The sequence below is a fragment of the Collinsella aerofaciens genome (genome assembly GCF_902501475.1).
Taxonomy (GTDB): Bacteria; Actinomycetota; Coriobacteriia; order Coriobacteriales; family Coriobacteriaceae; genus Collinsella; species Collinsella aerofaciens_AL.
On record NZ_CABWIF010000058.1, the window covers coordinates 60,754 to 87,123 of the forward strand.

General features: G+C 57.9%; 19 protein-coding genes and 2 tRNA genes. 17 read left to right on the forward strand and 4 right to left on the reverse strand.

The features are described from left to right. Positions 1–84: 84 nt before the first annotated feature. From GDJ93_RS09470 to GDJ93_RS09480, 3 genes are read left to right on the forward strand one after another with little or no spacing between them, the layout of a single operon-like run. Positions 85–885: a ParA family protein gene (locus GDJ93_RS09470; RefSeq protein ID WP_022093800.1), complete on the forward strand. Its 801-nt coding sequence runs from the start codon at positions 85–87 to the stop codon at positions 883–885. Then, the gene (locus GDJ93_RS09475; protein ID WP_193221518.1) at positions 878–1,783 is read left to right on the forward strand and encodes a ParB/RepB/Spo0J family partition protein; all 906 of its coding nucleotides are present in this window, start codon (positions 878–880) and stop codon (positions 1,781–1,783) included. The genes GDJ93_RS09470 and GDJ93_RS09475 overlap by 8 nt, the downstream gene beginning before the upstream one ends. Next, positions 1,773–2,027 carry a hypothetical protein gene (locus GDJ93_RS09480; protein ID WP_152068599.1) on the forward strand — a complete coding sequence of 85 codons (255 nt, stop codon included), beginning with the start codon at positions 1,773–1,775 and terminating at the stop codon, positions 2,025–2,027. The genes GDJ93_RS09475 and GDJ93_RS09480 overlap by 11 nt, the downstream gene beginning before the upstream one ends. 199 nt (positions 2,028–2,226) lie before the next feature. On the opposite strand, the gene rlmN is transcribed toward GDJ93_RS09480, so the two are convergent. Then, complete coding sequence (gene rlmN / locus GDJ93_RS09485) at positions 2,227–3,279, reverse strand: dual-specificity RNA methyltransferase RlmN (RefSeq protein WP_152068600.1); 1,053 nt, start codon at positions 3,277–3,279, stop codon at positions 2,227–2,229. 85 nt (positions 3,280–3,364) lie between these two features. Between rlmN and GDJ93_RS09490 the strand changes: the two genes are divergently transcribed. Both GDJ93_RS09490 and GDJ93_RS09495 read left to right on the forward strand, forming a co-directional pair. Next, positions 3,365–4,330 carry a D-alanine--D-alanine ligase family protein gene (locus GDJ93_RS09490; protein WP_152068601.1) on the forward strand — a complete coding sequence of 322 codons (966 nt, stop codon included), beginning with the start codon at positions 3,365–3,367 and terminating at the stop codon, positions 4,328–4,330. After that, positions 4,324–7,218, forward strand: a complete 2,895-nt coding sequence (locus tag GDJ93_RS09495) for a helicase C-terminal domain-containing protein (RefSeq protein WP_152068602.1) — start codon at positions 4,324–4,326, stop codon at positions 7,216–7,218. The genes GDJ93_RS09490 and GDJ93_RS09495 overlap by 7 nt, the downstream gene beginning before the upstream one ends. On the opposite strand, the gene GDJ93_RS09500 is transcribed toward GDJ93_RS09495, so the two are convergent. Beyond that, on the reverse strand, positions 7,215–8,132 hold the full coding sequence (locus GDJ93_RS09500; RefSeq protein ID WP_152068603.1) for a helix-turn-helix transcriptional regulator: 918 nt from the start codon (positions 8,130–8,132) through the stop codon (positions 7,215–7,217). The two genes, GDJ93_RS09495 and GDJ93_RS09500, sit on opposite strands and share 4 nt — an antisense overlap. Continuing rightward, positions 8,119–9,141, reverse strand: coding sequence for a helix-turn-helix transcriptional regulator (locus GDJ93_RS09505; RefSeq protein WP_152068604.1), 1,023 nt, complete (start codon positions 9,139–9,141; stop codon positions 8,119–8,121). The genes GDJ93_RS09500 and GDJ93_RS09505 overlap by 14 nt, the downstream gene beginning before the upstream one ends. A gap of 198 nt (positions 9,142–9,339) precedes the next feature. Here GDJ93_RS09505 and GDJ93_RS09510 point away from each other — a divergent pair, with 198 nt between their 5' ends. Beyond that, the gene (locus GDJ93_RS09510; protein WP_152068605.1) at positions 9,340–12,537 is read left to right on the forward strand and encodes a hypothetical protein; all 3,198 of its coding nucleotides are present in this window, start codon (positions 9,340–9,342) and stop codon (positions 12,535–12,537) included. Between the two features lie 21 nt (positions 12,538–12,558). Further along, the gene (locus tag GDJ93_RS09515; protein WP_022094153.1) at positions 12,559–12,777 is read left to right on the forward strand and encodes a hypothetical protein; all 219 of its coding nucleotides are present in this window, start codon (positions 12,559–12,561) and stop codon (positions 12,775–12,777) included. A 66-nt stretch (positions 12,778–12,843) separates the two neighbouring features. Here GDJ93_RS09515 and GDJ93_RS09520 read toward each other — a convergent pair whose 3' ends face one another. Then, a complete protein-coding gene (locus GDJ93_RS09520; RefSeq protein ID WP_152068606.1) occupies positions 12,844–16,275 on the reverse strand; it encodes a SpaA isopeptide-forming pilin-related protein in 3,432 nt (1,143 codons plus the stop codon). A 297-nt stretch (positions 16,276–16,572) separates the two neighbouring features. On the opposite strand from GDJ93_RS09520, the gene GDJ93_RS09525 reads away from it, so the two are divergent. The 10 genes from GDJ93_RS09525 to GDJ93_RS09570 all read left to right on the forward strand — a co-directional run bounded on the left by GDJ93_RS09525 (position 16,573) and on the right by GDJ93_RS09570 (position 25,652). Next, positions 16,573–16,647 (forward strand) — tRNA-Gly (locus GDJ93_RS09525). 555 nt (positions 16,648–17,202) lie between these two features. Then, positions 17,203–18,549, forward strand: coding sequence for an adenylosuccinate lyase (gene purB, locus GDJ93_RS09530; protein ID WP_152068607.1), 1,347 nt, complete (start codon positions 17,203–17,205; stop codon positions 18,547–18,549). Between the two features lie 128 nt (positions 18,550–18,677). Further along, positions 18,678–18,941: a TIGR03905 family TSCPD domain-containing protein gene (locus GDJ93_RS09535; RefSeq protein ID WP_117848466.1), complete on the forward strand. Its 264-nt coding sequence runs from the start codon at positions 18,678–18,680 to the stop codon at positions 18,939–18,941. Next, positions 18,941–20,152 carry a twin-arginine translocation signal domain-containing protein gene (locus GDJ93_RS09540; protein ID WP_152068608.1) on the forward strand — a complete coding sequence of 404 codons (1,212 nt, stop codon included), beginning with the start codon at positions 18,941–18,943 and terminating at the stop codon, positions 20,150–20,152. Before GDJ93_RS09535 ends, GDJ93_RS09540 begins: the two co-directional genes overlap by 1 nt. A 153-nt stretch (positions 20,153–20,305) precedes the next feature. Continuing rightward, positions 20,306–21,028, forward strand: a complete 723-nt coding sequence (locus tag GDJ93_RS09545; RefSeq protein WP_006236208.1) for a response regulator — start codon at positions 20,306–20,308, stop codon at positions 21,026–21,028. A gap of 11 nt (positions 21,029–21,039) precedes the next feature. After that, positions 21,040–22,605: a sensor histidine kinase gene (locus GDJ93_RS09550; protein ID WP_152068609.1), complete on the forward strand. Its 1,566-nt coding sequence runs from the start codon at positions 21,040–21,042 to the stop codon at positions 22,603–22,605. A 118-nt stretch (positions 22,606–22,723) separates the two neighbouring features. Continuing rightward, positions 22,724–23,602, forward strand: coding sequence for a phosphoribosylaminoimidazolesuccinocarboxamide synthase (locus GDJ93_RS09555; protein WP_117743382.1), 879 nt, complete (start codon positions 22,724–22,726; stop codon positions 23,600–23,602). Next, positions 23,603–24,178 (forward strand): hypothetical protein, encoded by a 576-nt coding sequence (locus GDJ93_RS09560; RefSeq protein WP_117848470.1) that lies wholly within the window; start codon positions 23,603–23,605, stop codon positions 24,176–24,178. It begins immediately after the preceding gene. A gap of 89 nt (positions 24,179–24,267) precedes the next feature. Beyond that, positions 24,268–25,548: an aminopeptidase gene (locus GDJ93_RS09565; RefSeq protein WP_152068610.1), complete on the forward strand. Its 1,281-nt coding sequence runs from the start codon at positions 24,268–24,270 to the stop codon at positions 25,546–25,548. Positions 25,549–25,576: 28 nt separating this feature from the next. Next, positions 25,577–25,652: transfer RNA gene (locus GDJ93_RS09570), tRNA-Lys, on the forward strand. Positions 25,653–26,370 lie beyond the last annotated feature (718 nt).

The following is a 26,370-nucleotide window of genomic DNA, read 5'->3' on the forward strand; positions in this document are numbered from 1 at the left end:
GAAACATTGCGGTTGATATCGAATCGGAATGTTTCACGTGAAACATCCTCCGTTTGACAGCTTTAATACACACCAGGAGGGACCGTGGGATTTCGCGACGTTAAGCGTTCTAAGAGCGCAAAAGACACGCGTATCATTGCAATCATCAATCAAAAAGGCGGCGTCGGTAAGTCAACGACGGCTGTAAACCTTGCAGCAGCACTGGGTGAACAGGGTCGTAAGACACTGATTGTCGATTTTGATCCGCAGGGAAACAGCACCAGTGGATTCGGAATTGAAAAAGAAGACCTTGATCACTGCATCTATGATGCATTGTTGAATGATGTGCCGGCAGAATCACTTGTTCTTGATACAAATTGCAAAAAGGTATTCGTAATTCCAGCTACAATTCAGCTTGCAGGCGCCGAAATTGAGCTCGTAAGCGCAATTGCACGTGAAACCCGCCTCAAAGATTTGCTTGAGCCGATTCAGGACGAGTTCGATTTTATTTTCATTGACTGCCCTCCTTCGCTCGGCCTGCTTACTATCAACGCCTTGACCGCAGCAGACAGCGTTTTGATTCCGATCCAGTGCGAATATTACGCACTCGAGGGCGTTACGAAGCTGCTTGAGTCAATGAAGATGGTCAAATCACGGCTGAACAAGGGCTTAGACACCTATGGTGTGCTTATGACCATGTATGACTCGCGTACTTCACTATCGAATCAGGTTGTTGAGGAGGTTCAATCGTACTTTGGTGATAAGGCGTTTAAGACGCTAATCCCCCGTACGGTTAAAATCTCCGAAGCTCCGTCTTTTGGAGAACCGGTAATTACCTATGCACCTCAAAATAAGGGTGCAAAAGCATATATGAACCTTGCAAAAGAGGTGATCAAGCGTGCCTAGTGTAAAGAAACGTGGCGGATTGGGACGTGGACTCAATGCTTTGGTCTCAGAGGCCGAGTATGAGACCGGTGGTTCGGCTGCATCGGCTTCGAATGCTGCGTCTGAAACAAAATTACCTATTGAGGATATCGTTCCCAACCCAAATCAGCCCCGAATTCACTTTAACGAAACTGAACTTCGCGAGTTGAGCGAGTCAATTCAAGAACATGGTGTTTTGCAGCCGCTTTTGGTTCGCAAGCATGGAAACGGCTATGAGATCATCGCTGGTGAACGTCGTTACCAGGCGTCAAAACTTGCTGGTCTTGAGGAACTGCCTGTCATCATTAAAGAGGTTAATGATGAAGAGATGCTAGCTCTTGCTCTTATCGAAAACCTTCAGCGTTCTGATCTAAATCCCGTCGAAGAGGCTAAGGGCTACCGCCAGCTTATCGATGCCAGCGGTATGACCCAGGAGGCATTGTCGAAGGCGGTAAGCAAGTCACGCTCTGCAATTACAAACTCGCTGCGTCTTCTCGATCTCCCCGAAGTAGTTCAGCAGATGATTTTTGAGGGCAAACTTACTGCTGGTCATGCACGTGCAATTCTTGCGGTTCCCTATGAGGATGCTCGAATTCGACTTGCAGAGAAAGTTGTTGCAGAGGGCCTTTCCGTAAGAGCGACAGAAAATCTTGCTCCGTTGTTTTCTGCCGGAGAGACACCTAAGACTCCGAGGCCTGCAACGCCTCAGTCTTTTAAAAAGGCTGCCCGCGTGCTTCGTCAGGTTTTTAATACCAACGTGCGTGTGAAGAGCTCGCGAGGAAAGAATAAGATTGAGATTGAGTTTAAAGACGAGGAAGAGCTCTCTCGTATTCTTGGCGAAATGATTCAGTTTGATCAAGGAGACCAAGATGGGGAATAAGATTTTAACTGCGATTGCATTGGCGACAACCGTCGCAGCTGGTGCCTTTGCTGGCTATAAGATCGCGACAGACGATGAGCTTCGAGGTCGTTTGCTTCGTGGTGCGCAGGATATCGTCGATACTTCCAAGAAGAAAATGGATGTTATGACAGAAGATGTTGCTATGCGTACTGCTCAGGTAACGAAGAATCCAAAGATTAATCAAGGTTGGGTTAGCAACCAATGGGAAAATGTAGGCTATTAGGTACCTAACAATTACCCAGTATATTTTGAAGGGTCCTTGTCTGATTCACGAGACAAGGACCCCTTATTTTGCCCGTAAAAAATGGGACCAGTAGCAGCAAAGCTAAAATTGTAGTCAATATATGAAACAGTCCCGGTTGCATATCCTGCAACCGGGACTGTTCGATGTTTCACATGAAACGATTTGGGGTGCGACTCCCCTATGCGTTCTTCTGAACTTTGAAGCGCTGCTTCAGCTGTCCGCAGGCGGCGTCAATATCGTTACCACGGGAGTTACGAATCGTGGTCTCGATGCCACGGGACTCAAGACGACGCTGAAGATCCTCAACCTTATGAATCGGCGACGGCTTGAGCGGGCTGCTCTCGATGTCGTTAAGCTGAATCAGGTTAACGTGGCACAGCGTTCCCTCGCAGAAGTCGCAGAGCGCCTGCATCTCGGGATTCGTATCGTTGACGCCTTCGATCATGGCATACTCATAGGTCGGGCGGCGGCCAGTCTTCTCGGTGTAAAGCTGAAGCGCCTCGTGAAGTCGAAGCAGCGTGTACTTCTTAACGCCGGGCATGAGCTTATTGCGCGTCGACTGGATGGCGGAATGCAGGGAAACGGCAAGCGTGAACTGCTCGGGGATGTCGGCAAATTTGCGAATACCTGGAATAACGCCGCTGGTGGAGACGGTGAGGTGGCGAGCGCCAATACCGATGCCATCGGGGTCGTTGAGGATTCGCAGCGCCTTGAGAACCTCATCGTAGTTGGCAAACGGCTCGCCCTGACCCATGAAGACAACGCTCGTGGCACGCTCGCCAAAGTCGTTAGATACATGAAGCACCTGGTCGACGATCTCTTGGGCGGTCAGAGAACGCTTGAGGCCGTTGAGACCGGTAGCGCAAAAGGCGCAGCCCATGCCACAGCCTGCCTGGGTGGAAACGCAGACGGAAAGCTTGTTGCGACGGGGCATACCGACAGTCTCGACGGAAATGCCGTCGTGGTACTCGAGCAGGTACTTGCGAGAGCCATCTTTGGAAACCTGCTTGGTGAGTTCAGTCGGCGTGTCAAAGGCAAAAGCCTCTTTAAGCTGCTCGCGGAAAGCCTTGGGAAGGTTGGTCATATCGTCAAACGAACAAACGTTCTTCTCAAAGACCCATTCGATGAGCTGCTTCGCGCGGAAGGCGGGCTGGCCAAGTTCGGCCACAAGGTCGCGAATATCGTTTTGGCTCAAGTCGCGAATGTCCTGAGATTTAGTCCTGGGATTCATGGAAGCCTTTCGATTTTGGGGAAACGTAGAGGGTATCGCTACAATATGGTATCAGCTGCAGAAATTATAGAGGAGGAGTCTGCCCATGCCGGGTAAAAGCCTAGAGAACATGCACGTAGCGGTCTTGGCGGGCGGTCATTCCGCTGAGCGCGAGATCTCGCTCAATTCGGGAAAGAACGTCGTGGTTGCCTTGAAGGAGGCCGGCTACACTTCGGTGGAGCTGCTCGACACGGCTGCCGATGATTTTATGGTAACCATGGCGACCGGCGGCTTTGACGTGGCGTTTATCGCCATGCACGGTGCCGGCGGCGAGGATGGCGCCATGCAGGGCGCTATGGAGACCCTGGGTATCCCCTACACGGCCTCGGGCGTGCTTGCCAGCGCCTGCGGTGCCGACAAGGAGGTCTCTAAGCTCCTGTACGCCAAGGCGGGCATTCCCGTTGCCCCCGGCCTTGCGCTCGAGGTGGGCGATGAAGTCGATATCGATCATATCGTCGAGGTTTGTGGCGAGCGCTGCTTTGTGAAGCCGGCCGTCAACGGTTCCAGCTATGGCATTTCCCTGGTCCATGAGCCCTCCGAGCTGCCCGCGGCAATCGCCAAGGCGTTTGAGTACGGCGACAAAGTGCTGGTCGAGAAGTGCATCGAGGGTACCGAGATCACCGTCGGCGTGTACGGCGAGGACGACGTGCGCGCTCTGCCGATTGTCGAGATTCGCAAGCCCGAGGACTGCGAGTTCTACGATCTGGACGTGAAATATGTCGACCCTACGGACATCCATCGCATTCCGGCGCAGATTTCACCCGAGAACTACGCTCGTGCCCAGGAGCTTGCCTGTGCCGCTCACAAGGCGCTCGGTTGCCTGGGCATCTCGCGCAGCGATTTTATCGTGAGCGAGGACGGCCCCGTTATCCTCGAGACCAATACCATTCCCGGCATGACCGATACGTCGCTGTATCCGGATGAGATCCGCCACACCGACGACATGACGTTCCCGCAGGTTTGTGACAGTCTGATCCGTATGGGTCTTCGTCGAGCGGGCATTGCATGCTAATCGAGGACGCGGTTTCGTCAGGAACGCCGCAGTTTGTCATCGACTCCTATGCCACGCTTGCCGAACGCGCCAAAACGCAGTCCTTCGGCCTTATCGAGGAAGATGTGATTGTCCTCGATACCGAGACCACGGGTCTTTCGGTGCAGGACAACGAGCTGATCGAGATCTCGGCGGCCCGTCTTTCGGGCCGCGAGGTTATCGACCGCTTCGATACCTTCGTGCATCCCAAGCAGCTGATTCCCGCCGAGATTACCGAGCTCACGAGCATTACAAATGCCGATGTGGCAGATGCCCCGTCGGCCGTTGAGGCCGTCGCCGCCCTCGCCGATTTTGTCGGTGGTTGCCCGGTGATTGCACATAACGCCACGTTCGACCGCTCGTTTATCGAGTCGGTCAAAGGCGGCGTCAACGTGAGCGATATTTGGATCGATTCGCTGGCGCTGTCGCGCATCGCGCTACCGCGCCTGGCCTCGCACAAGCTGTCTTTTATGGCCGATCTGTTTGGCTGTGACTCGGTATCACACCGTGCCAATGCCGACGTCGACGCCCTGTGTGGCGTATGGCGCGTGTTGCTTGTGGCACTCACCGACTTGCCCCAGGGCCTCATGGCGCGCCTAGCCGACATGCATCCGGACGTGCCTTGGTCCTATCGTCCTATCTTCTCATTCTTGGCAGGGCAGAACCCTGGTTCTATCTTCTCTCTCAGCGCCGCTCGTGCTGACGTTCTCAAGGCCGATCGCGCCGACGATCGGGTGGACGCCGACGAACTACCGGTCCTCAAGATGCCGAGTCGTGAGGAGATTGAGGCAGACTATGCGCCGGGTGGCCTGGTCAATCGCATGTATCCCACTTACGAGCCGCGTGATGAGCAGATCGCGATGGCGCTCGAGGTCCGCGATGCGCTGGTCACGGGCACTCATCGTGTAATTGAGGCGGGCACGGGCGTCGGCAAATCGATGGCCTATCTGGTGCCTTTTGCCGAGGCAGCGCGCCGTAACAACATCACGGTTGGTATTGCGACCAAATCGAACAATCTAGCCGACCAGCTCATGTACCATGAGCTTCCAAAACTTGCCGAGCAACTGGAAGGTGGTCTGTCATTTTGCGCTCTCAAGGGGTATGACCACTATCCGTGCCTGCGCAAGCTTGAGCGCATGAGCCGCGGCCAGGTCGAGATTACCACCAAGCGCGATCCGGCGGACACGCTCACGGCGGTCGCGGTCATTATGGCGTACGTCTGCCAATCAGCCGATGGCGACCTCGACTCACTTGGCATTCGGTGGCGCAGCGTCAACCGCCCCGACTTTACGACGGCCTCGCGCGAGTGTGCTCGTCGCCTCTGCCCGTTTTTCCCTGATAAATGCTTGGTCCACGGCGCTCGCCGTCGTGCGGCGCATGCCGATGTGGTGGTCACCAACCATTCCCTGCTGTTCCGTAACGTCGCGGCCGAGGGCAGGATTTTGCCTCCGATTCGTCATTGGGTAATCGACGAGGCCCATTCCATCGAGCGCGAGGCGCGCCGTCAGTGGGCGCGCGTGGTGTCGGCGGACGAATCACGCGTTCTGTTTGAGCGCCTGGGTGGCTCGAGCACCGGTGCGCTAAGCCAGGTCTCCCGTGATTTGGCAACCTCTGAGGGCTCTACACTCTATCTGGGCCTTACTGCCAAGGCGACGTCGACGGTTGCGCGCGCGAGCATGGCAATCGCCGACGTGTTCGATGGCGTTCGCGAGCTCGGCCGCCGTGCCCGTGGGGGTTATGACAATGCCAATCTATGGATTGGCCCCGAGTTGCGCGAATCTGACGACTGGCATGATTTCTTACAGTCGGCCTACACTGCCATCGACGCATTGGAACAAGCTGACAAGAGCGTCGATGCGCTGGTGCAAGCCGTCGCCGCCGACAAGCCCGAGGTTGTTGTCGACCTGGGTGATATCTCGCGCCGCCTGCACGAGCTGGCCGAGAACCTCAAACTCATCATTGATGGCACCGATGAACACTACGTGTATTCGCTGCAGGTCAATCGCAGGTTGCGTGCCGGCGGAGAGTCAATGACCGCAGAGCGCATCGACATTGGCGAGGCCTTGGCAACCGAGTGGCTGCCCGAGGTTCACACGGCTATCTTTGCCTCGGCGACCATGACGGTGTCCAAAAGCTTTGAACACTTTAACCACGCGGTCGGCCTCGATCGCATCGGTGCTTCAACATCCTCATCGTTGCACTTGGACTCGAGCTACGACTTCGATTCGAACATGGCTGTAGTCGTTGCGGGCGATATCCCCGATCCGCGCGATCGTGAGAGCTATCTTACGGCGCTCGAGCGCGTGCTGGTCGACGCCCATCTTGCCATGGGCGGATCGGTGCTCACGCTGTTCACCAATCGGCGCGACATGGAAGACCTGTACGCCCGCGTTGAGCCCAAGATGGCCCGTGCGGGTCTGGAGCTCAACTGCCAGCAGCGCAACTCATCTCCTCGTCGCCTGCGCGACCGGTTTATCAACGAGCCGACCTCGTCGCTTTTTGCTCTTAAGGCCTTCTGGGAGGGATTCGACGCCAGCGGCGAGACGCTGCGCTGCGTCATCATTCCCAAGCTGCCGTTCTCGAGTCCCACGGACCCGCTCTCGTGCGAGCGCAACCTGCGCGAAGACCGCGCTTGGGCGCGCTATTCGCTGCCCGAGGCGGTGCTCGAGGTCAAGCAGGCGGCCGGCCGCCTTATCCGCTCGTCGACCGATTGCGGCGTGCTGATTCTGGCCGACCCGCGCCTGGTGACGAAGGGCTACGGAAAGAAGTTCTTAACGTCGCTGCCCACGAGCTCCTACCAGCGCATCGAATCGGCGCAGATCGGGCACTATCTGCAACTGTGGCGTGCACGCCACGAGCGGCGGCGCTAAAGCGGACAGACGAGGGTTTTTGCCATATCGCACAGACGCTTTGACAGGGCGGGGTCATCCAAGATGCGGATGGCTCCGCCCGCTGCGATTATCTGGCTCAGTAGCCAACGCTCGGAGCCGTAATGCACGGTTACCGTTGCCATGTCTGCCCCGCTGCGCTCGATTAGGGTGATGCCGGCCCAGTCCAGATACTCCGCCATATCGAATGGCATCAAGAGCTTTGCGCTACGCTGCGTCCGAGCAAGGGAATCGTGGAGGGATGTGACGTCCGGTGCATGAGGCACGACGGAGTCTTCCGTCAAGGCGAGTCCCTCGATTTTATCCATGCGATAGGTGCGCTGCTCATCGACCGCGATGTCCCAGGCAATCAGGTATGTTTGGTCGCCGTTTGCCGTAATGCGCAAGGGGTCGACCAGACGCTCGCGTGGCCGTGCATCGTCCATCGAGCGATACGAGATGCGGCAGCGAACGCCGTCCTGAATGGCGCAGCTCAGCTGCTGCCAGTGCGACCCGTGGTTGACGGTGTCAAAGACGCGCTGGTTATAGCCGAGCTCTTCGGGTAGAAGAGCATGTCGAATCCGAGCCGCCGCCTGGGGCTCGATCCCCAACGATTCAAGTTCATGGTTGAGCACAGCGCCCTCGGCGGCACTCAGGCGCAGCGGTAGCACACGACCGGCGTCACCGGTGAGGACCACACGCTCGCCGCGGCATTCGCAGATGATGCGCGCGCCCGATTCTCGGTCCGCGAGCGTCGAGACGATCTCGAGAATCTCGTCGAGCGACACCCCCGTGATGTCAAAGCGACTGCAAATCTCGGTTCGTGTCATGCCGCTCTCGCCGGCGGCGTAGAGGGCTTCCATGATGTCGATGGCGCGCGAGAGTCTCTGCTCGCTGGTGAGTTTACGCACGGGCATACTCGTGCACCGTCCTTTCGATGAGGTGGTTCCACGCCTGCTTGAGCGATTTGGGGGCCATGGGCCTCATGCCGTCCATGGCGTGGGCCATGCAAAATGAGGCGGCGGCTTCAAGATCGCGCACGTCAACGGTCCAGGTCCATCCCACATCGGTGTGTGCGAGCTCACCTCGCCCGCGCGTGAGGCCGTTGATCATATCGATCTGCGTCTGAGGGGCGAACGAGAACGTGGCTGCAACGGGCGGTCGGTCGGCAAAATCGAATTCAAAGAACAGATAGTCGTTGAGATTGAAGTTCGCGGGGATGACGTAGGCCTTCGAAGGACGCCAAGCGCGTACGATACGGTCGCAGCGGAATGTCCTGATGTCGTCGGTGACGTTGTCGAGGCCACAGAAGTACGCCACGCCCTCGCGCTCGAACATGCCGTAGACGCAGACGGTACGTTCTTTCTGCTCGCCGCGTCCGTTCTGATATAAAAATCGCAGCGCACAACGCTCGGCAAAGGCGCTCCAAACCGCATCGACGGTGGGAGAGCGGCTGATCGGCGCCTCGTCTACCGTCGTCCTGCCGGTGAGATAGGCAATCTTGGAGCGAATATCGGCAAGCGGTGCGGCAAAAGTGGATGAGCCGGCCGCTAGTGTCTGGTCGATGGCGTTGAGCAGGATATCGGCGTCGTCTGCGGTAATGAGGCCGCCTGCCGCAAACGTGTGCTCGCGGTCGATTGTCCACGAGCTTTCCTCGGTCTCCTGCGCGCCGGTGGGGCGAACCTCCTTGATTAAGATGCCACGCTCGAGCAGTTTGTCACGATCGCGCCGAAACTTGCGCTTATCCGAGTCGATGTTGCCCGAGCCATATCCCAGGTCAGAATCCAAGACGATCTGCTCGGTCGTCAGCGGTTCGGGGGAGCTGTTGAGCACAAAGAAAAGATTGAGGATGCGCTGAGCCGTTTTATCGAAACTGGGCTCCGAATTCCCCTTTTTAATTGTCGCGGTCGCGTCGCTTGCCGTCATAGAGTCCTCGCATGAGAAGGTGGTTTGCTGCCATGATTTTAGTCCGATATGGAGATTAGGCTATATCCTTGTCCGCTCGGGGCGTTAAGATAGCCCGAATTCGGTCGTTTGCGCTCGCTCGGGGTATACTTTCGACTATATACGGTTCTAATGTGCATGCATTGGGCCTATTTGTCGGATTATGGATGTGGAGCGCACATGGCGAACACCCAGAACTATATTAACCACCTGCTGCAGAACACCGGCATTACGCCGGCATGCAGCGAAGAAGAGCGCTTGGCTGCCGAGGATATCGCTCAGATCTTCCGCAACCACGGCTTTGACCCCGAGGTTCAGGAGCTCAATGCCCCGGCGCCCAGTAGGTTGGCATTTGCCGTTACCGGTATTCTTGCGTTTGCCGGCGCCCTGTTGATGGGCATCGGCGGCGGTATCGGCTTGGTCGGCACCTTGCTGGCCATTGTCGGTGCCGTGCTCTACGTGCTCGAGCGCACGGGCCACCCCGTGGTTTCGCGCCTGGGCAAGACGGGCGTGAGCCAAAATGTCATCGCCTACCACAAGGCCTCGGGCCCGCTCGCGTCTCCGCGCAACCGCCCGGTGGTCGTTGTCGCACACTACGACTCTCCCCGTGCTGAGCTGCTCGCCCGCGAGCCCTATGCTTCGTATCGTGCGCTCATCGCCAAGCTGTTGCCCGTTGCCACGGTTGCCCCCGCTGCCGTTGCCATCCTGCGCATCCTGCCGCTCCCCGGCGCGCTCAAGGTTCTGCTGTGGATTGTCGCGATCCTCGCTTCCCTCGTTGCGCTTGCCAACGCGGCAAACATCATCTCTAACCGCCACATTCTTCCCTATACGTCCGGCGCGGTGTGCAACAAGTCTTCTGTCGCCGCTATGCTCGGCGTTATGGACAACGTTGCTCCCTTCCAGGGCGAAAACGAGTTTCCCGACGATGTTCCGTTCGATACCTATTTTGGGGAGCAAAAGCGTCGTGCCGAGGAAATGGCGCGCGCAGCGGCGGAGTATGCCGCGGCCCAGCAGCAAAACGACTACGGCAACACCATCGAGTATGAAGAGCCTACCTACGCCGAGGACGAGTTCGGTCAGCCGATTGCTCCCGACGCTCAGACCGAGCCCGAACAGGGTGAGGCTTTCGACGAGCAGATCGAGGGCTTTGAGGGTGCGTCTGCCGACGAGACGCTGATTGGCGCCATCGTGCCCGAGGATCAGAATCAGGCTGCCCAGGCCGAAGAGTTCAATGACGAGGTTTCCGCTGCCGAGCCGGTGGAGGAGCCTGTCGCGGCCGAGCCCGAGCCCAAGCTCTATCGCAATGCCGCCGGCAACATCCGCTTTGGTTCGGATGCCATCCGTGCGCTCGGAATGCTTCCCGAGTCCTGCACGCTCGATTACGAGGAGGGCGAGGAGCCGACGTTTGAGCCCGAGCCTGCCCCCGTCGTGACTGCACCTGCGCCCGCTGTCACCGTGGATGATGAGTCTGCCGCGGTTGCCGCTGCCGTTGCCGAGCCCGAGGCGGTGTCCGCGATCGATCCCGCGGCAGGACTGGACGTTTTGGCTCCCGCCGCGCCGGCGCAAGACGTTGCGGACGAGTCTGACGACGATTACGTTGAACAGCCGAGGCGTGTGTCTTACGAAAGCGATACTGATTTCTCGGCCGAGATTCCCGCGGCAACGCCCCATGCCGACATTGCATCCGCGTTCTCGTCGATTGGCGCCAGCGCTTCCAACTTCTTTAAGGGTGCGCTTGCAAAGGGCAAGAAATTTGTCGACGATTTCGAGGAGAAGCGCGCTGCCGCACGCGAGGCTGCCGAGCAGGAGGCTATCGCTCAGCAGCAGGCAGCCGAGGCGGCACGTGAGCACGCGGCGCAAGAGTTCGAGCAGAACGAGGCTATGCAGTCCGCGCCCGTCGACGCCGCCGAAGCTACAACGTCCTTTGAGTCCCAGCAACCGGCGTCCGCGGATGTTGTTGAGGCGACGACGTCTTTCGAGGCTCAGCAGCACGTCGATAGCACCATGTCGTTTGATGCCGCGCAGTTCGATTCCACGATAACGTTTGAAAAGCAAGGCACCGCGATTGCCGAGCCCCTTCCTGTTTCCGATGAGCAGGGCGACGCGGCAGACGATGACGAGCCTATTGATGCTGCCGAAATTCAGGATGCCGCCGAGGACGAGCCCGTCGAGGCCAACTCTGGCGAAGAGCAATACGCGGCAGCCGATCAAGGTGATTCGACCGAGGCCGAGCAGGAGGAAGTGTCTGTGGTTTCCGAGACTCTCGAAACGGATGAGTCGAGGCCTTACTCCACGCAGATTTTCACCATGCCGACCCCGAGTGGTTCCGGTGCCACGGTTGCCGATGTCGCTCCCACCCAGGACGAAACGGTCGATTCCCTTATGGCCCAGATTTCCTCCCAGGCATCGCCGCGTCCGCAGATGAATGTTCCCGATCCGGCGTCGGCACCGTCGCCTGCACCTTCCTCGTCTCCGCTGGCTTCGGTCCCCGATCCGTCGCTGCCGTCTATGAAGCAGACAAACGTTGCGTCTCGCACGTCGCTGTTCGACCTTCCCGATCCCTCTGCCCAGGTCAACGACCCCTTTGCTACCGCCCAAGCTCCCGAACCCACATCGGCACCCGTTGCGCCTCCTATGCCCGTTGCGTCGGCCGCGCAGCCGATCGAGACCATTTCGGCTCCCGCCCCGGCGGCACCCAAGTCTCGTAAGCGCGGCCTGGGTGGCCTGTTCGGTCGTAAAAAGAAAAACGAGCAGGACAGCATGAGTGACTGGCTGGGCGTCGAAGACGATTACGATGCCAAGAAGTCCGGTCGCGGTATCGGTTCGTGGGATAACTTCGAGGACGATAACGATGGCTGGAAGGGTGGCGCTACGTCTTCCGATGGCGCTTCTTCCGAAGATATGCTCTCGGCTGTCGCCTCTATGGGCGATGATGAGCTGCTCGGTCACGATATCTGGTTTGTGGCAACGGGCGCCTCGGATTGTGATGGCGCCGGCATGAAGGCCTTCTTGGCTTCGCATCGCGATAAGCTCCGCGGCGTATTCTTTATCAATCTTGAATCCGTCGGCGCCGGTAGGCTTTCGGTTGTGACGGTCGAGGGCGAACAGCAGCTGCTCAAGGGCGATCGCCGCATCATGAACCTGGTCAGCAAGGTCTGCAAGTCGTTCCATGTCGATTGTGGCGCGCTCGAGATGCCCTATGCCAAGACCGATGCCTATGCCGCGCTCGAGGCGAGCCGCCGAGCCCTCACCATCGCCGGCGTGGACGGCACGCGTCTGGCTTGCGCTCGTACCGAGGACGACCTGCCCCACAATGTCAACCCGACGAACATTGCTACGGTATCCGAGGTCGTGACCGAGGTTATCCGCCGTTCGTAGACGGAGCTCTAAGGAGTCAACGTGTTTTCGTATATTAAGCGCCATTGGCCTGTCTACGTGATTTTGACCTTGATTGCCATTGCGTTAGGATTTGGGGCTGCCTACATCGTGGGTGCGAAGGGCTCGACCCCCGCCTCCGCAATCAGCGAAGAGGTGGAGCAAGAACAGAGCACGGGTGCCGATGGGATTCCTGAGTCCGAGCAGGCAATCGTTGATGGTGGATCTTCGTCTGCAGAGTAGATACGGCGATTTACATGATTGAAAGCGGGCGAGCCGGGGGACTGGCTCGCCCGCTTTTTCATCGTGCTAGCGGTTCTTTGGGATCGACCTAAGGCGAGCGAACCATAGGGCTGCGGCACCCGAGGTCAGGAGCGCGGTGATGCAAGCGGCGATGGGAACTGATCCTGTTGCCGGTAGGCCCTGCGGTAGGGTACAGCGTTGAATGGCACGGTCCTCGTCATGTGACTCAAGTTTATCGCCGCCGCCGTTGCGGCAAAGATCGACGCGCGCGCTGTTGGTGAGTGCGGTTTGGGGCGTATAAGCCGACGTTGCCTGCATGTGCACGACTGCGCCCCGAGCGTCTGTGCCAAGGATTGCTTTGGCATCGTCAAGGTCGTCGTGCTCATCTTTGAGATCATCGCGGGTCCAAGAATCCGCATCGCTTCGAGTCGTAAAGTCGGCAGCTACCGCACCGTATTCAATTCGAATGCCCGTTACGACGGTATTGGATGCAAGGTCGAGCTCTTCCGCCTCGAGTGTGGTGGATTCCGTGGTCGAGACATCCGCCTTCCAGAGGCGCCAGCCGTCGTAATCGACGAGGCGACAGTCCTCACCAAGGCTCTCTTTTACTTCGTCGGACTCAAGCCAAGGATTTTCGTGCCCATCGTCAAGTGTCGCGTTCGCCGGTTCATCGACGTCTGTCGAGTCCAACGGCGTCGTGCGATACCACACGTTGCACAGACCGTTGAGGTCGCCGATGGCGACGGTGGTTTCGATTGAGATGAATCTCGCCGTGCCGTCTTTGGCGCACTCAAGATCATCGGTAATCGTAAACTCATCAACCCAAGTAGCGGAATCGTTTCGAGCATCGATGGTATAGGAGAAAAGCCCATCACTATTGGTTTGCGTCCTGGCGCGGTTTTTACCATCGCCGTTAGCCAACAGGCCCTTTTCGATAGGTTGGACAAGTTCCTGACGCTTGTCGACCTGCCCCTTGATCTCGATGGGCGCATCCTTCATCGCGACGGATTGGACTTCTCCCGTATCTTTTATTTCAAACGTTATCTCCTCGGCAAGGTCATAGGTCCGCGGAGACATCATTTCGCGCAACGAGTAGGTGCCAGGTGCAAGATGTTCGACGCGGTGCGGCTTGTCGGATGAGGTCCAGGAGTCTATTTCGGTTTTATCGGGACCATATAAGGTGAGCTGTGCGCCTTCCACTTCCTGCTCACCGCTTGCATCGACCTTGGAGATATCAACCTTGGTGTAATCGTCGGATACGTTAAGCCGTGCTTCTACAACGGGTGTTTTCTGGTCGGCATAAGTAAGGTCGACAATATGGGATGTCCGATCGAGTAAGAAGCCTGCCGGCGCTTGAGTCTCGACAACCTCGTAGCGTGCGGTGCCAGATCCCAGCGGGAGGTCGTCCGCGCGTGCTTCTCCAGTTTCATCCGTCGTGACGGTAGCGACAGTCTCACCGTCGAGCGCGGCAATGCTACCGTCGGGGCGCACGATATCACCCGAGGCACGGATCTCAAAGACGGCGCCCGCGAGGCTGCTGCCGTCTACGGCATCGGTTTTAACGATCCTGATGTTTCCGGTCGCGGCGTGGTCATAATACGAGGCGATTGCAACGGGCGTTAGGTTCATTTCGGCGGGTATGTTTACCTCGATCTCCTCGCCGACAAGATAGGGCTCTTTGGCCGAGGTTTCGCGTACATAATAGGTGCCCGGCACGAGCGATTCGGGCAGTGTGACGGTCCCGGTCGCGTCAGTCGTAAAGGTGTCCATTACGTTATGTGTTGGATACCAGCAAGTTTGTGAGACAGATTCGTGATTGCTGTCGAGGAGTTGGAAGGTGAATCCGGCTAGTGGAACAGAAGCGCCTGTTTGGGCATCGCGTTTTACAATCTGGAGATGCGTCGACAGAGCGTGGTTGTCCACGATATATTGAAGCTCGGCGCCGTTGGAAATCTGATTGGCCCCGACGGTCCATTCCCCTGCACGTTTAAAACCCTCGGGGACGGTTTCCGGAACCTCGCGAACCGTGTAGCCGGCACGGTCGTATGGGACGGCTCCGTGGACACCGGCGGGTCGCTTACCTGTGCCGAACCATGCTTCGGGCTGGTCTTTGGTGGAGGCAAAGCCATAGATGTTTGTGGTCAGTGTGCCAACAACCTGCTGAGAGCTGTTGCTGACAACCTCAAAGACAACACCACCCGCCGGCTGCTCCAGGCCGGATTGGTCGCTATTGCCGTAATCCTTGAATTTGGAAATCTCAAGGTCAAACGCAATGGGGATATCGGAAATGCGAGATTCGATCTCGACCACGCCTGAATCGCCGAGCTGGTCGGCTCCGACGGTATAGGTCCAGCTGTCGTTGGATGGCAGGTAGCCCTCGGGGGCTTTTGATTCGTAGATGGTAAAGGTTCCTAAGGGGACATCGGCGAGGGTGGCCCGACCGCTTTCGTCGGTCGTGAGGATTTGCGCCCATCCAGGGGTTGATTGTGACACACACGTGAACTCTGCTCCTGCGAGCGAAGAACCCACCTGGGGGCCGGCATTCGTCGCGGCATCGAGTTTTACGATATGCAGGTTGATGGTGCCGGGCTGTTCATCAATGGCGACCTGTCCACCGTCATTCCCCGTGGTAAAGGCGATGCGATCACGACGGGGGACATAGCCGGCCGGCGCCTTCGTTTCAACTAGGTAGTATGCAGTGTTGGGCAGAAGAGTTGCTTGCGCCCGACCGTTGCTGTCCATCTGGATGGTGCCGACACGCGCGCCGCTGGCGCTCTCAAAAATATCGAATGTTGCCCCGTCAAACTGATAAGTATTGTTTCCGCTGGTAATGGCAGCGTTTGCAGACTGCTTTTGGAAGGAAACAGAGACCGCCGGCAGTACATAGAGCATGTCTTGACGTCTGCTGCCGCCCGATACGGTTCCTAGATAGCGCCGCGCGCGGTGCGGTGCGGCTTTGATGCTTCCTGATTTTGCGCTGTCGTGGAGCCACCGCGCCGCCGCCACGACTTCATTGTCGGCGGTAAAGTGCCCACTCTTGGTTTTGCCCTGAGCGGTCGTGTAGGAGTAGGTACCGTCGACATGGGTAGTGCCGTTGAGCATCCATACGGCAAGCTGGGTGGCGGCGCGGGCGCGATCGGGTGAAAGATGGTAACCGCCAAACGACGTGGTGGTGGGATATCCGTGACAAACGATTGCCGCGAACTCGTCGTCGAGCCACATCCAGCCTTGATCAAAGTTGAGCCATGGGCCGCCCGGCTTGGTGGGGCCGGGGCGCTCCTGGTTCATGCAGTAGGCAATCGAGGCGTCTTGAGCTTCATACTTGCCGATGAAGAAGGGCCCACAATCATCGCTAATAGTGCGGAAGCCGAGCTGGTCGTAGCCATCGACGGCAAATGCGGCTCCCGGTGCCAGGCAGCCGAAAAGCAGGAAGAGGAGCAGGAGCAGCGGACCTGTTGCGATTGCGCTGTGGACAGAGTGCGTGGGTGCGTTGGACATGGCTGCTCCTTATCCCTCGTGCGCCGCATGGGGAGGCTGCGACGCGTAGGATGAGGCTACCCCCGAGGTTCATGCGGGTAAGTACCAAAGGCTGACCAAAAGCTTGCCCAATTCCTGACAAATTGAGCTCAAATACAACAATCAAGCAAAAGCGCAGGTAGAAGATAAGGAGAACAGGAGGTCAAAGGTCCTCATCTCCACAATTGACGCGATTTTCAAACGAATCTCCACAGCTAAAACAAGCATCGCCACCCTTGTATCGAACAAGACAACCGCGTTATACTAGCCAACACACAAGCGGGCATCGCCAAGTGGTAAGGCATCAGCTTCCCAAGCTGACACTCGCGGGTTCGAGTCCCGTTGCCCGCTCCATTCGAATTTCAGGCACGGTAACGTTTCGTTACCGTGCCTTTTTCAATAAAGTGCCGGGACTCGAACCCGACAGGGTGCGAGCGTTAAATAAACGCGAAGCGTTTATAGCGAGCAGGCGAAGGCGCCGGCAGGCGCCTGAAGCCGGTGCGGATTTGCGAAGCAAATATGCGGACGTCCCGTTGCCCGCTCCACCGAGCGCGGGAGAACTCGGGACGGCCAATTCAACAAAGTTTTCCCCATCGTCTCCGTGAATCCGAGGAGATCGACCGCAGCCGGTGCGGATTTGCGGAGCAAATACGCGGACGTCCCGTTGCCCGCTCCATGGAGCAAGGAAGATTTCGGGAATGGTAGATTCAGCCCGCTTTGCTCCCGCACTTCCCCGGATCTCGGTATGCCACTGAAGCCGGTGCGTATTTGCGAAGCAAATGCGCGGACGTCCCCATGCTCGCTCCAATTCCAAAATGTTAGGTTAATGCCTGCTGCCCATACTTGCACCTGCGCACGGTACAATGGTTGGGTTACGACCAACGTGCCAATAACCAAAAAGGAGCCGCTATGATCGATCGCTATACCCGCCCGGAGATGGGACGCATCTTCTCCCTCGAGAACAAGTACGCCATTTGGCAGGAAATCGAGGTTCTGGCCTGCGAGGCCCAGGCGGAGCTCGGCAAGATCGGTATTTCCAAAGACGAGGCCCAGTGGATCCGCGACCATGCCAACTTTGAGAAGGCGAAGGTCGATGAGATCGAGGAAGTCACGCGCCACGACGTCATTGCCTTCCTGACCAACATGAAGGAATACATCGATGCCGATGTTCCCGAGGGCGACCCCAAGCCCAGCCGCTGGGTTCACTATGGCATGACCAGCTCCGATCTGGGCGACACGGCTCTGTGCTACCAGCTCACCCAGGCCTGCGACCTGATCATCGAGGACGTCAAGAAGCTCGGCGAGATTTGCAAGCGTCGCGCCTTTGAGGAGCGCAACACGCTCTGTGCCGGCCGCACTCATGGCATCCACGCCGAGCCGATGACCTTCGGCATGAAGTTTGGCTCTTGGGCCTGGGAGCTCAAGCGCGATCTGGATCGTCTTGAGGACGCTCGCAAGAATGTTGCCTTCGGTGCCATCTCCGGTGCCGTCGGCACCTACAGCTCCATCGAGCCGTTCGTCGAGGAGTACGTCTGCGAGCACCTGGGCCTGGTTCACGACCCGCTGTCCACGCAAGTTATCAGCCGCGACCATCACGCCTATCTCGCCGGCGTTCTCGCCACCACCGCGGCCACCTGCGAGCGTATCGCTACCGAGGTCCGCAACCTGCAGAAGACCGATACGCTCGAGGCCGAGGAGCCGTTCCGTAAGGGCCAAAAGGGCAGCTCCGCCATGCCGCACAAGCGCAACCCCATCACCATGGAGAAAGTCTGCGGCCTGTCGCGCGTCGTGAAGGCCAACGCGCAGGTCGCCTTCGACAACGTCGCCCTGTGGCACGAGCGCGACATCTCGCACTCCTCTGCCGAGCGCGTCGCCCAGGCCGATAGCTTCATCGCACTCGACCACATGTTCCAGTGCCTCATCCGCGTTATCGATGGCCTGCAGCTGTATCCCGCTCGCATGATGACCAACCTCAACAAGACACGCGGCCTCATCTTCTCCTCCAAGGTCCTGCTGGCCCTCGTCGATACGGGTATCACCCGCGAGGACGCGTACGCCATTGTGCAGGAGAACGCCATGGCCACCTGGCACGAGGTGCAGGATTGTGTCTCCGGCCCCACCTTTAAGGAACGTCTCGAGGCCGATCCGCGCTGCACCGTCAGCCAGGAGAAACTCGACGAGATCTTTGATCCGTGGGACTTCCTCACCCGCATCGACACGGTCTTTGATCGTCTGGAGCAGTTGAGCTTCGAGTAGGTTCGGGCATAACGTTAGCTTTTTAGGGCGCTTTGCTGGTAATGTGTGTTGCCGGCAAAGCGCCTCGTTGCATTTAGGGAAAGACGGGGATAATAGTCGTCTCGAATAACATTCTGAGAGGGGATCGCATGATTTCGTTTGATTACAAGCCTCAGGGCGTGTGTGCTCGCAATATTCACCTTGACCTTTCCGATGACGGCAACAAGGTGATGGGCGTTGAGTTTACCGGCGGCTGCGACGGCAATCTCAAGGCTATCTCCAAGCTGGTCGAGGGCGCTCCTGCCGATCGCGTAATCGAGGTTCTCGCCGGTAATACCTGCGGTATGAAAAAGACCTCCTGCGCCGACCAGCTTACACGCGCTATCGAGGCCGCTCGCGCCGAGATCGCCTAATGGGTATCGCCGATCACATCAAGAACGGAATATCGCGTCGCGGCTTTGTGCTCGGTGGGGTTGCTGCGGGCGCTGCCACGGTGCTTGCCGGATGCTCGAAAAAAACGGGTACCAGCGATGATGCCGCCGGCGAGCCGCAGGTTATCAAGGATGATTCCAAAATCATCTCGATTACGGATGAGTACGAGGCAGTCGACATCGATCTTGAGCCGGCGGCGTCGTGGACGCTGCCTCTGGGTACGCTGCTGTACTACTGCGACGGCGATTACGCCGCGGCGATGATGGCGCCCGCATCGGCATTGCACGCCAACACACTCGGTGTGCTCAACCTGGGCGATGGCTCGCTTACCACATTAATCGAGGATCCTATCGAGGGCACGGGATACGCATTCTACGATGTCCGTGCCGGCGACGGCGTATTCGCGTGGGTTGAGATGAACTTTGCCAATTCATCGTGGAAGCTCTACGCTCAAAATCTGTCGGGCGCTTCGCTCTCTGGCGACGTGGTTGAGCTCGATCGAGGTGGCAAGGACTATGATCCGCCCCTGTTTACGGCGTTCGGGTCATCAGTCATCTGGTATAAAATGCCTTCGGCAGGCGGCAATAAAACGAGTAGTGATTCGTTTTGCTATCGTCGCTCGCTTGATGAATCCAAGGCCGAGATAATTTGGAAATCGACGGGCCGCTTTGCATCGGCCCCGCGCGCGAGCGACGGCATTTTGACCATCTCGCCGCGTGTCCGCAACGACGAGGGCGTCTACTATGGCATAACGGCAATCGATCTGACCGACGGCAACAACACCAAGCGTGCCCAGCTGGTCCTCCCTTCGTCAGTTTCGCCTTTCGAGGCCGTATATATGGGCGATACCTTCGTGTTTTCTATCGAGGCGACCTATAGTGGCGTGGGCAGCCTGGGCAATATGGGCACGTATATCGGTAATGAGGGAGGGCCGTACCTCTTCCTGTCACGCGAGCCGCTCGCATGTGCGGCTGGCAAGAAGAATAAATACCTTGTTAAGGTACAGGCGTCGCATTTCCTGATCGACACCTCTGCCAAGACCTATGGCTCGCTGCTGTCGCCCGACCGCGCTTTGGAGTATGGCGATTATCCAGCTACGGCGGGAAAATCGGACTCATTCCTTACGTACGCCACGGTGCGCAACAGCCAGGGTATACCAGAGACGGTCACTGCACGCCTATTCTCTCTTTAAGCTTAGAGGGGTTAAAAAGGCGCCAACAGGGGAATAAACGCGTTGTAATTGTGAGTACCGCCCGCCGAGCTGCCGCGTCATAGCGGCATCTGGCGGGCTCAGGTGCGTTAAAATGGGCTTGTTCTTAGCTAATTGAGACAGGGGGGCCGTGTTATGGCTTCAGATGCAAAAAAGATTTTGCTGGTCGAGGATGAGAAGGCAATCCGTGACGCCGTCGCTGCCTATCTCGAGCGCGAAGGCTACTGGGTTGTGGGCGTCGGCGATGGCCAGTCCGCGATCGAGGAGTTCGAGAAGCATCAGTTCGACCTGGTCGTGCTCGACCTTATGCTCCCCAAGATCCCCGGCGAGCGCGTTTGCCGCACCATTCGCGATACCTCGGATGTCCCCATCATCATGCTGACGGCTAAGGGTGAGATCGAGGACCGTATTATCGGTCTTGAGCTCGGCGCCGACGACTATCTGATTAAGCCGTTCTCGCCGCGCGAACTCGTCGCCCGCGTTCGTGCTCTGTTCCGCCGTGCCCATCAGGCCGACGAGCCCGCCGTCGAGGTACTCGACTTCGGCGATCTGGTCATCGATATCTCGGGCCACAAGATCTTGGTCGAGGGCAAGGAAGTCGATCTGACGGCTTCCGAGTTCAAGCTGCTCACCACGCTTGCCCGCCATCCTGGCCGTGTGTATAACCGCATGGAGCTGGTCGAGAAAGTGCTCGGGTATGACTTTGAGGGCTATGAGCGCACCATCGATAGCCACGTGAAGAATCTTCGCGCCAAGCTGGGCGATGATCCCAAGAAGCCCAAGTGGCTCTACACCGTCCATGGCGTCGGCTATCGCTTCGAGGCTCCGGCCAAGACCGATAAGTCGGACGAGAAATAGGGAAATCACATATGACACCTGCGCGCTTTGAAATCGGACAAAAGCACAAGCAGGAGAGCGAGGCGGGTTCCAAGGCTAGTTGGAACACGCCTCGTTCCGATTCACGGCCAACGATGAGCTATCCCTCGCGCATGGCACTTGCTTTTGCTCTGACATCGCTCATGACGGTATTGGTGCTGGTGGGCGTTGTCTCTGTTGTGTGGGGCACGGTCTTTTCGGATTACACACGCTCCAATATCGTCGAAATCGCAAATTCCGCTGCCGAGAAGTTGGCGACCTCATATGAGGAAAACGGCTCTTGGACCGCGGGAGAACTGCGCACGGTCGCAACGTCGAGTTTGGTTTCCGACGATCTGGGCATGCAGGTCGTCAATAAAAAGGGTGTGATCGTTTATGACGATTCCTGGCCCTCGGCAAGCGCCACCGCCGATGTACGCGAAAACCAGGCTACGACCGACGACACGAGCGGCAAGAGGGCATCGCATAGCCCGGTCTCGTCTGCTCCAACCGACTCCGATAGCGTTGCTAACGTCGAGATTGTAACGTCTTCCGGCGAGCATGTCGGACAGGTAAAGCTGTGGGCCATCGGCTCCGACGCTCTGCTCACCAAGGCGGACTCTGCGTTTAGGGAGAAGACCTTTAACGCCATGGCCCTCGCCGCGGTTATTGCAATCTGCATTTCGGTCGTTATCGGATCGCTCGTGTCGCGCATGCTCACCAAACCGATTCATCGCATCACCAGTACCGCAAAGCAAATCCGTGACGGCGACCTGTCGGCTCGCACGGGGCTGCGCGGTGATGACGAGATCGATCAGCTGGGTGAGACCTTCGATGAGATGGCCACCTCGCTCGAGAAGGATATGAAACACGAGAAGCGCCTGACCTCGGATGTCGCACACGAGCTGCGCACGCCGCTTATGGCGATGCTTGCGACGGTCGAGGCCATGCAGGACGGCGTGTATCCCACCGACGATGAGCATTTGGAGACCGTTGCTTCCGAGACGCGTCGCCTGGCTCGTCTGGTGCAGCAGATGCTCGACCTGTCGCGCATGGAAAACAGCACGGCTCCGCTCAACCTTGAGCCGGTGGACATGGTTCCTTTCGTGCGATCGATTGTGAACGGCCAGGAGCGTCTGTTTGCCGACCGCGATCTGCGCCTGCGTTTTGCGGACGAGACCCAGGGTCACGACGATGTCGTCGAAGCCGATCCCGACATGATCACGCAATGTGTTATCAACCTCATGAGCAACGCCATGCGCTACACCCCCGAGGGCGGTTGGGTCGTGGTGTCGGTGCTCAGTGACCGCAAGCACGTCAGCATTGCCGTTTCTGATACCGGCATCGGTATTGCCAAGGACGATCTGTCGCGCATTTTCGGGCGGTTTTGGCGCGCCGATGCCAGCCGCGCCCGCGAAGCTGGCGGCCTGGGCGTCGGCCTCGCCGTGACCAAGCAGATCGTCGAGCGTCACCATGGCTACATATCCGTGGAGTCGGAGCTTGGAAAGGGTACGACTTTTACAATTCATCTGCCCCGCGAGCACACGGCGGACGCGGCATCTACTACAATGGAGCACTAGCTTTTCGCTATTCGGTGAAGGAGGGGCCGCGTCCCTGCCGCTCCGAGTTTGCGAAAACATGCGGGAAAGAACCCGCATTTCTGTCGTATTTAGGTAAGGAGTGACTCACGTGACAACGATGGAGCGTCGTCCGGATTCCCGTGGCAAGGTTCGTGATATCTACGATGCCGGTGAAAACCTGCTGATGGTCGCCACCGACCGCATTTCTGCGTTCGACTTCATTCTTCCCGACGAGATTCCGTTTAAGGGAGAGGTGCTCAATCGCATCTCGGCATTCTGGTTCGATAAGTTTGCCGACATCGTCCCCAACCATCTCGTTTCCATCGACCCGGCGGATTTCCCCGAGGAGTTTGCTGAGTATCGTGACTACCTCGCTGGCCGCGCCATGCTGGTTAAGAAGGCCCAGACGATTCCTATCGAGTGCATCGTCCGCGGCTATCTGACCGGTTCGGGCAAGAAGACCTATGACGAGAACGGCACCGTCTGCGGCATTCAGCTGCCCGAGGGTCTGACCGAGGCCTCCAAGCTTCCCGAGCCGCTGTTCACGCCGTCCACGAAGGCCGAGATCGGCGACCACGACGAGAACATTTCGTTCGAGCGTTGCTGCGAGATCGTGGGTGAGGACATCGCCGCGCAGATTCGCGACCTTTCCCTCAAGATCTACAAGGCCGCTGCCGAGTACGCCGCGACCCGTGGCATCATCATTGCCGACACCAAGTTCGAGTTTGGTGTTATTGATGGCAAGGTCACGCTGATCGACGAGTGCCTCACGCCCGACTCCAGCCGTTTCTGGCCTGCTGCCAGCTACGAGGAGGGCAAGATCCAGCCTAGCTACGACAAGCAATTCGTCCGCAATTGGCTCAAGGCCAACTGGGATATGACGGGGGAGACCCCGCACCTGCCCGCCGAGGTCATCGATGGCACGTCCGAGCGCTATCGCGAGGCCTTCCAGATCATCACGGGCTCCCAGTTCACAAGCATGAAGGAGAACGCATAAGTGAGTACCCGTAGCGCCACGAACAAGCGCACGCAATCCCACGAAGTTACCGGGGTTGCGCGCAAGTCTGCCGCATCTGCTAAGCCCGCCCGCCAAGCAGCGAGCTCCGTTCGCGTCGTGCCGGCTTCGTCTAAGGCACGCCGCAAAGAGCTCGAGAAGGGCGAGAACCTCGAGGGCCTCTCTAAAGAGGAGAAGCGCGCCCGCAAGGCTAAGCAGCGCGCCAAGGAGGACCGCATCTATACGGTGTCGAATATCCTCCTCAAGCAGGACGAGGACTACACCAAGCGCCGTCGCATCTGGTGGATTGTGCTCGCCATTGGCATGGTACTCGTCGTGGCAATTTGGGCTTCGCTCTACTTCGCTCCCGGCGGCACGGTGTCCAGTCCCGTCCAGATGGTCGGCATTGTTTTGTCCTATGTCATCATCTTAGGTGACTTTATCTACGACTTCGCTCGTATTCGTCCCTTGCGCAACATGTACCGCGCGCAGGCCGAGGGCATGTCCGAGAACAAGCTCAACGCTCTTATCGAGCGCGCAGCTGCCGAGGAGGACAAGAAGGACTCCAAGAAGAAGTAGCGTTTGTATCCATACATATCGCTAAGATATAAGGCGCGTCGTTTTTGCGGCGCGCCTTTTTACTGTTCTATAGATAGATGGAGTGGCACATGATTCGAGCTGCCCTGACGGTCGAAGAGGCTCTGGAGGGCATGAAGGCCCTGGAGCCCAAGATTAAAAACTACGCGCGCCTGGTCGTCCGCAAGGGCGTAAACGTCAAGCCCGGCCAGGAGGTTGTCGTTCAGTCTCCGGTCGAGTGCGCGCCGTTTGCGCGCGTGGTGGTCGCGGAGGCCTATGCTGCCGGCGCCGGCCACGTGACGGTCATTTGGGCCGATGATGCCGTGACGAGGCTCACGTACGAGCATGTCGAGAAAAGCTATTTTGAGCAGACACCCGAGTGGAAGCGCATGCAGCTGGATTCCTTGGCCCAGGATGGTGCCTGCTCTGTCTTTATCGAGGGTGCGGATCCTGCGGCCCTCAAGGGCATCGATCCCGCTAAGCCCGCTGCAGCTTCTAAGGCAAAGAACACGCAGTGCAAAGTTTTCCGCCGTGGACTGGATTACAACATCAATCCGTGGTGCATCGCCGGCGCTCCGGTCGTGGCTTGGGCGCGCGAGGTGTTCCCGGGAGACGCCGATGAGGTTGCAATCTATAAGCTGTGGAATGCGATTCTGCACACCGCTCGCGCTGATGGCCAGGACCCAGAGAGCGACTGGGAGCTCCATGACGCCGCATTCGAAAAGAACCTGCGTTTCCTGAACGACAATCGTTTCGACTGCCTGCATTACACCGCGGCAAATGGAACCGATCTGACGATTGGCATGACGAAGGGGCACGAGTGGGCCGGCGGCAAGGGCAAGACGCCCGATGGGCACCCCTTCTTCCCCAACATTCCCACCGAGGAAGTCTTCACTTCGCCCGATCGCATGCGCGCCGACGGTATCGTGTACTCGGCCATGCCGCTCATTCACCACGGTAACAAGGTTGACGATTTTTGGATTAAGTTCGAGGCCGGCTGCGTAGTGGACTACGATGCCCGCGTGGGCAAGGCAACGCTCGCAAGTATCATCGATACTGATGAGGGCGCTGCTCACCTGGGAGAGGTCGCGCTCATTTCCAAGAACACGCCGATCCGCGAAAGTGGTGTTCTGTTCTACGATACGCTCTATGACGAGAACGCTAGCTGCCATCTCGCGCTAGGTGTCGGTTTCCCCGAATGCATCGAGGGTGGGTATGACATGTCCAAGGAGGAGCTCCTGGAGCATGGCGTTAACGTCTCGAGCACGCACGTCGATTTTATGATCGGCACGGACGACATCGATATTGCGGGCATTACGCCTGATGGACGTGAAGTTGTGATTTTCCAGAACGGCCAATGGAGTTGGGAATAGTCCCAGACCGTGGTACAATGCCACCCGCGGGCCGTTAGCTCAGCTGGCAGAGCAGGGGACTTTTAATCCCAAGGTCCAGGGTTCGAACCCCTGACGGCCCACCATGGAATAGAAAGCGATCAACTCCGGTTGGTCGCTTTTTTTGCCGGTGCACGGGTTCGAACCCGTCGGAGCGCGGAGCTGAGTAAACGCGTGAGCGTTTGTCAGCGCAGCGCGCAAGGCGCGAAAGCGCCGCAGCGGCCGCCTGCGAAGCAGGCTGAACCCCTGACGGCCCACCATAGAATAGAAAAGCGACTGGCGGATGCCGGCCGCTTTTTTGTTGCCGGTGCACGGGTTCGAACCCGTATCTATCTATATATAAGAACGCTTGGCGAACAAAACCCGCCTTTTACCGATGGGAAACAAATAGCTGATGCCTTTGGAGTAAAGTAGCGCTCCAGAGATGACCGATGTCTCAATACTCATAAAACAGCTGGTCATCGCCAATATCAGAAGCCAATGCCTCAGTTTTAACCTCAGTGATGCGACTGAGGGACCTATTCATTTGTGAACAAAATATGGAGTGCGCGATTCCCGCCCACGGGGCCCCTCCGGTCTGGCAATATATCTCCTTGCCGCGCGGCCCGGTCGGACCGGATGAGCCGCGGGGCGTGCACCTTGAGAACCGGATACTGCGAGGATGGACACTAACTTCAGTGTCGCATCCGGGCAGACATCGAACCATTTGAAATGGTCTAACTTGGATTTGTTTTTCGCAAGGCCGCCGAGAGGCGGCCCCGAGAAATTCCTTTTCCTATACTAAAACCATATGAATCGAACGGA

What these genes read in the sequence shown, in the direction of transcription:
- GDJ93_RS09480 (WP_152068599.1), top strand. Translation starts at nt 1,773, where the DNA reads ATGGGGAATAAGATTTTAACTGCGATTGCATTGGCGACAACCGTCGCA.
- GDJ93_RS09500 (WP_152068603.1), bottom strand. Translation starts at nt 8,132, where the DNA reads ATGCCCGTGCGTAAACTCACCAGCGAGCAGAGACTCTCGCGCGCCATC.
- GDJ93_RS09550 (WP_152068609.1), top strand. Translation starts at nt 21,040, where the DNA reads ATGACACCTGCGCGCTTTGAAATCGGACAAAAGCACAAGCAGGAGAGC.
- GDJ93_RS09505 (WP_152068604.1), bottom strand. Translation starts at nt 9,141, where the DNA reads ATGACGGCAAGCGACGCGACCGCGACAATTAAAAAGGGGAATTCGGAG.
- GDJ93_RS09520 (WP_152068606.1), bottom strand. Translation starts at nt 16,275, where the DNA reads ATGTCCAACGCACCCACGCACTCTGTCCACAGCGCAATCGCAACAGGT.
- GDJ93_RS09510 (WP_152068605.1), top strand. Translation starts at nt 9,340, where the DNA reads ATGGCGAACACCCAGAACTATATTAACCACCTGCTGCAGAACACCGGC.
- GDJ93_RS09495 (WP_152068602.1), top strand. Translation starts at nt 4,324, where the DNA reads ATGCTAATCGAGGACGCGGTTTCGTCAGGAACGCCGCAGTTTGTCATC.
- rlmN (WP_152068600.1), bottom strand. Translation starts at nt 3,279, where the DNA reads ATGAATCCCAGGACTAAATCTCAGGACATTCGCGACTTGAGCCAAAAC.
- GDJ93_RS09490 (WP_152068601.1), top strand. Translation starts at nt 3,365, where the DNA reads ATGCCGGGTAAAAGCCTAGAGAACATGCACGTAGCGGTCTTGGCGGGC.
- GDJ93_RS09555 (WP_117743382.1), top strand. Translation starts at nt 22,724, where the DNA reads ATGGAGCGTCGTCCGGATTCCCGTGGCAAGGTTCGTGATATCTACGAT.
- GDJ93_RS09540 (WP_152068608.1), top strand. Translation starts at nt 18,941, where the DNA reads ATGGGTATCGCCGATCACATCAAGAACGGAATATCGCGTCGCGGCTTT.
- GDJ93_RS09565 (WP_152068610.1), top strand. Translation starts at nt 24,268, where the DNA reads ATGATTCGAGCTGCCCTGACGGTCGAAGAGGCTCTGGAGGGCATGAAG.
- GDJ93_RS09535 (WP_117848466.1), top strand. Translation starts at nt 18,678, where the DNA reads ATGATTTCGTTTGATTACAAGCCTCAGGGCGTGTGTGCTCGCAATATT.
- purB (WP_152068607.1), top strand. Translation starts at nt 17,203, where the DNA reads ATGATCGATCGCTATACCCGCCCGGAGATGGGACGCATCTTCTCCCTC.
- GDJ93_RS09545 (WP_006236208.1), top strand. Translation starts at nt 20,306, where the DNA reads ATGGCTTCAGATGCAAAAAAGATTTTGCTGGTCGAGGATGAGAAGGCA.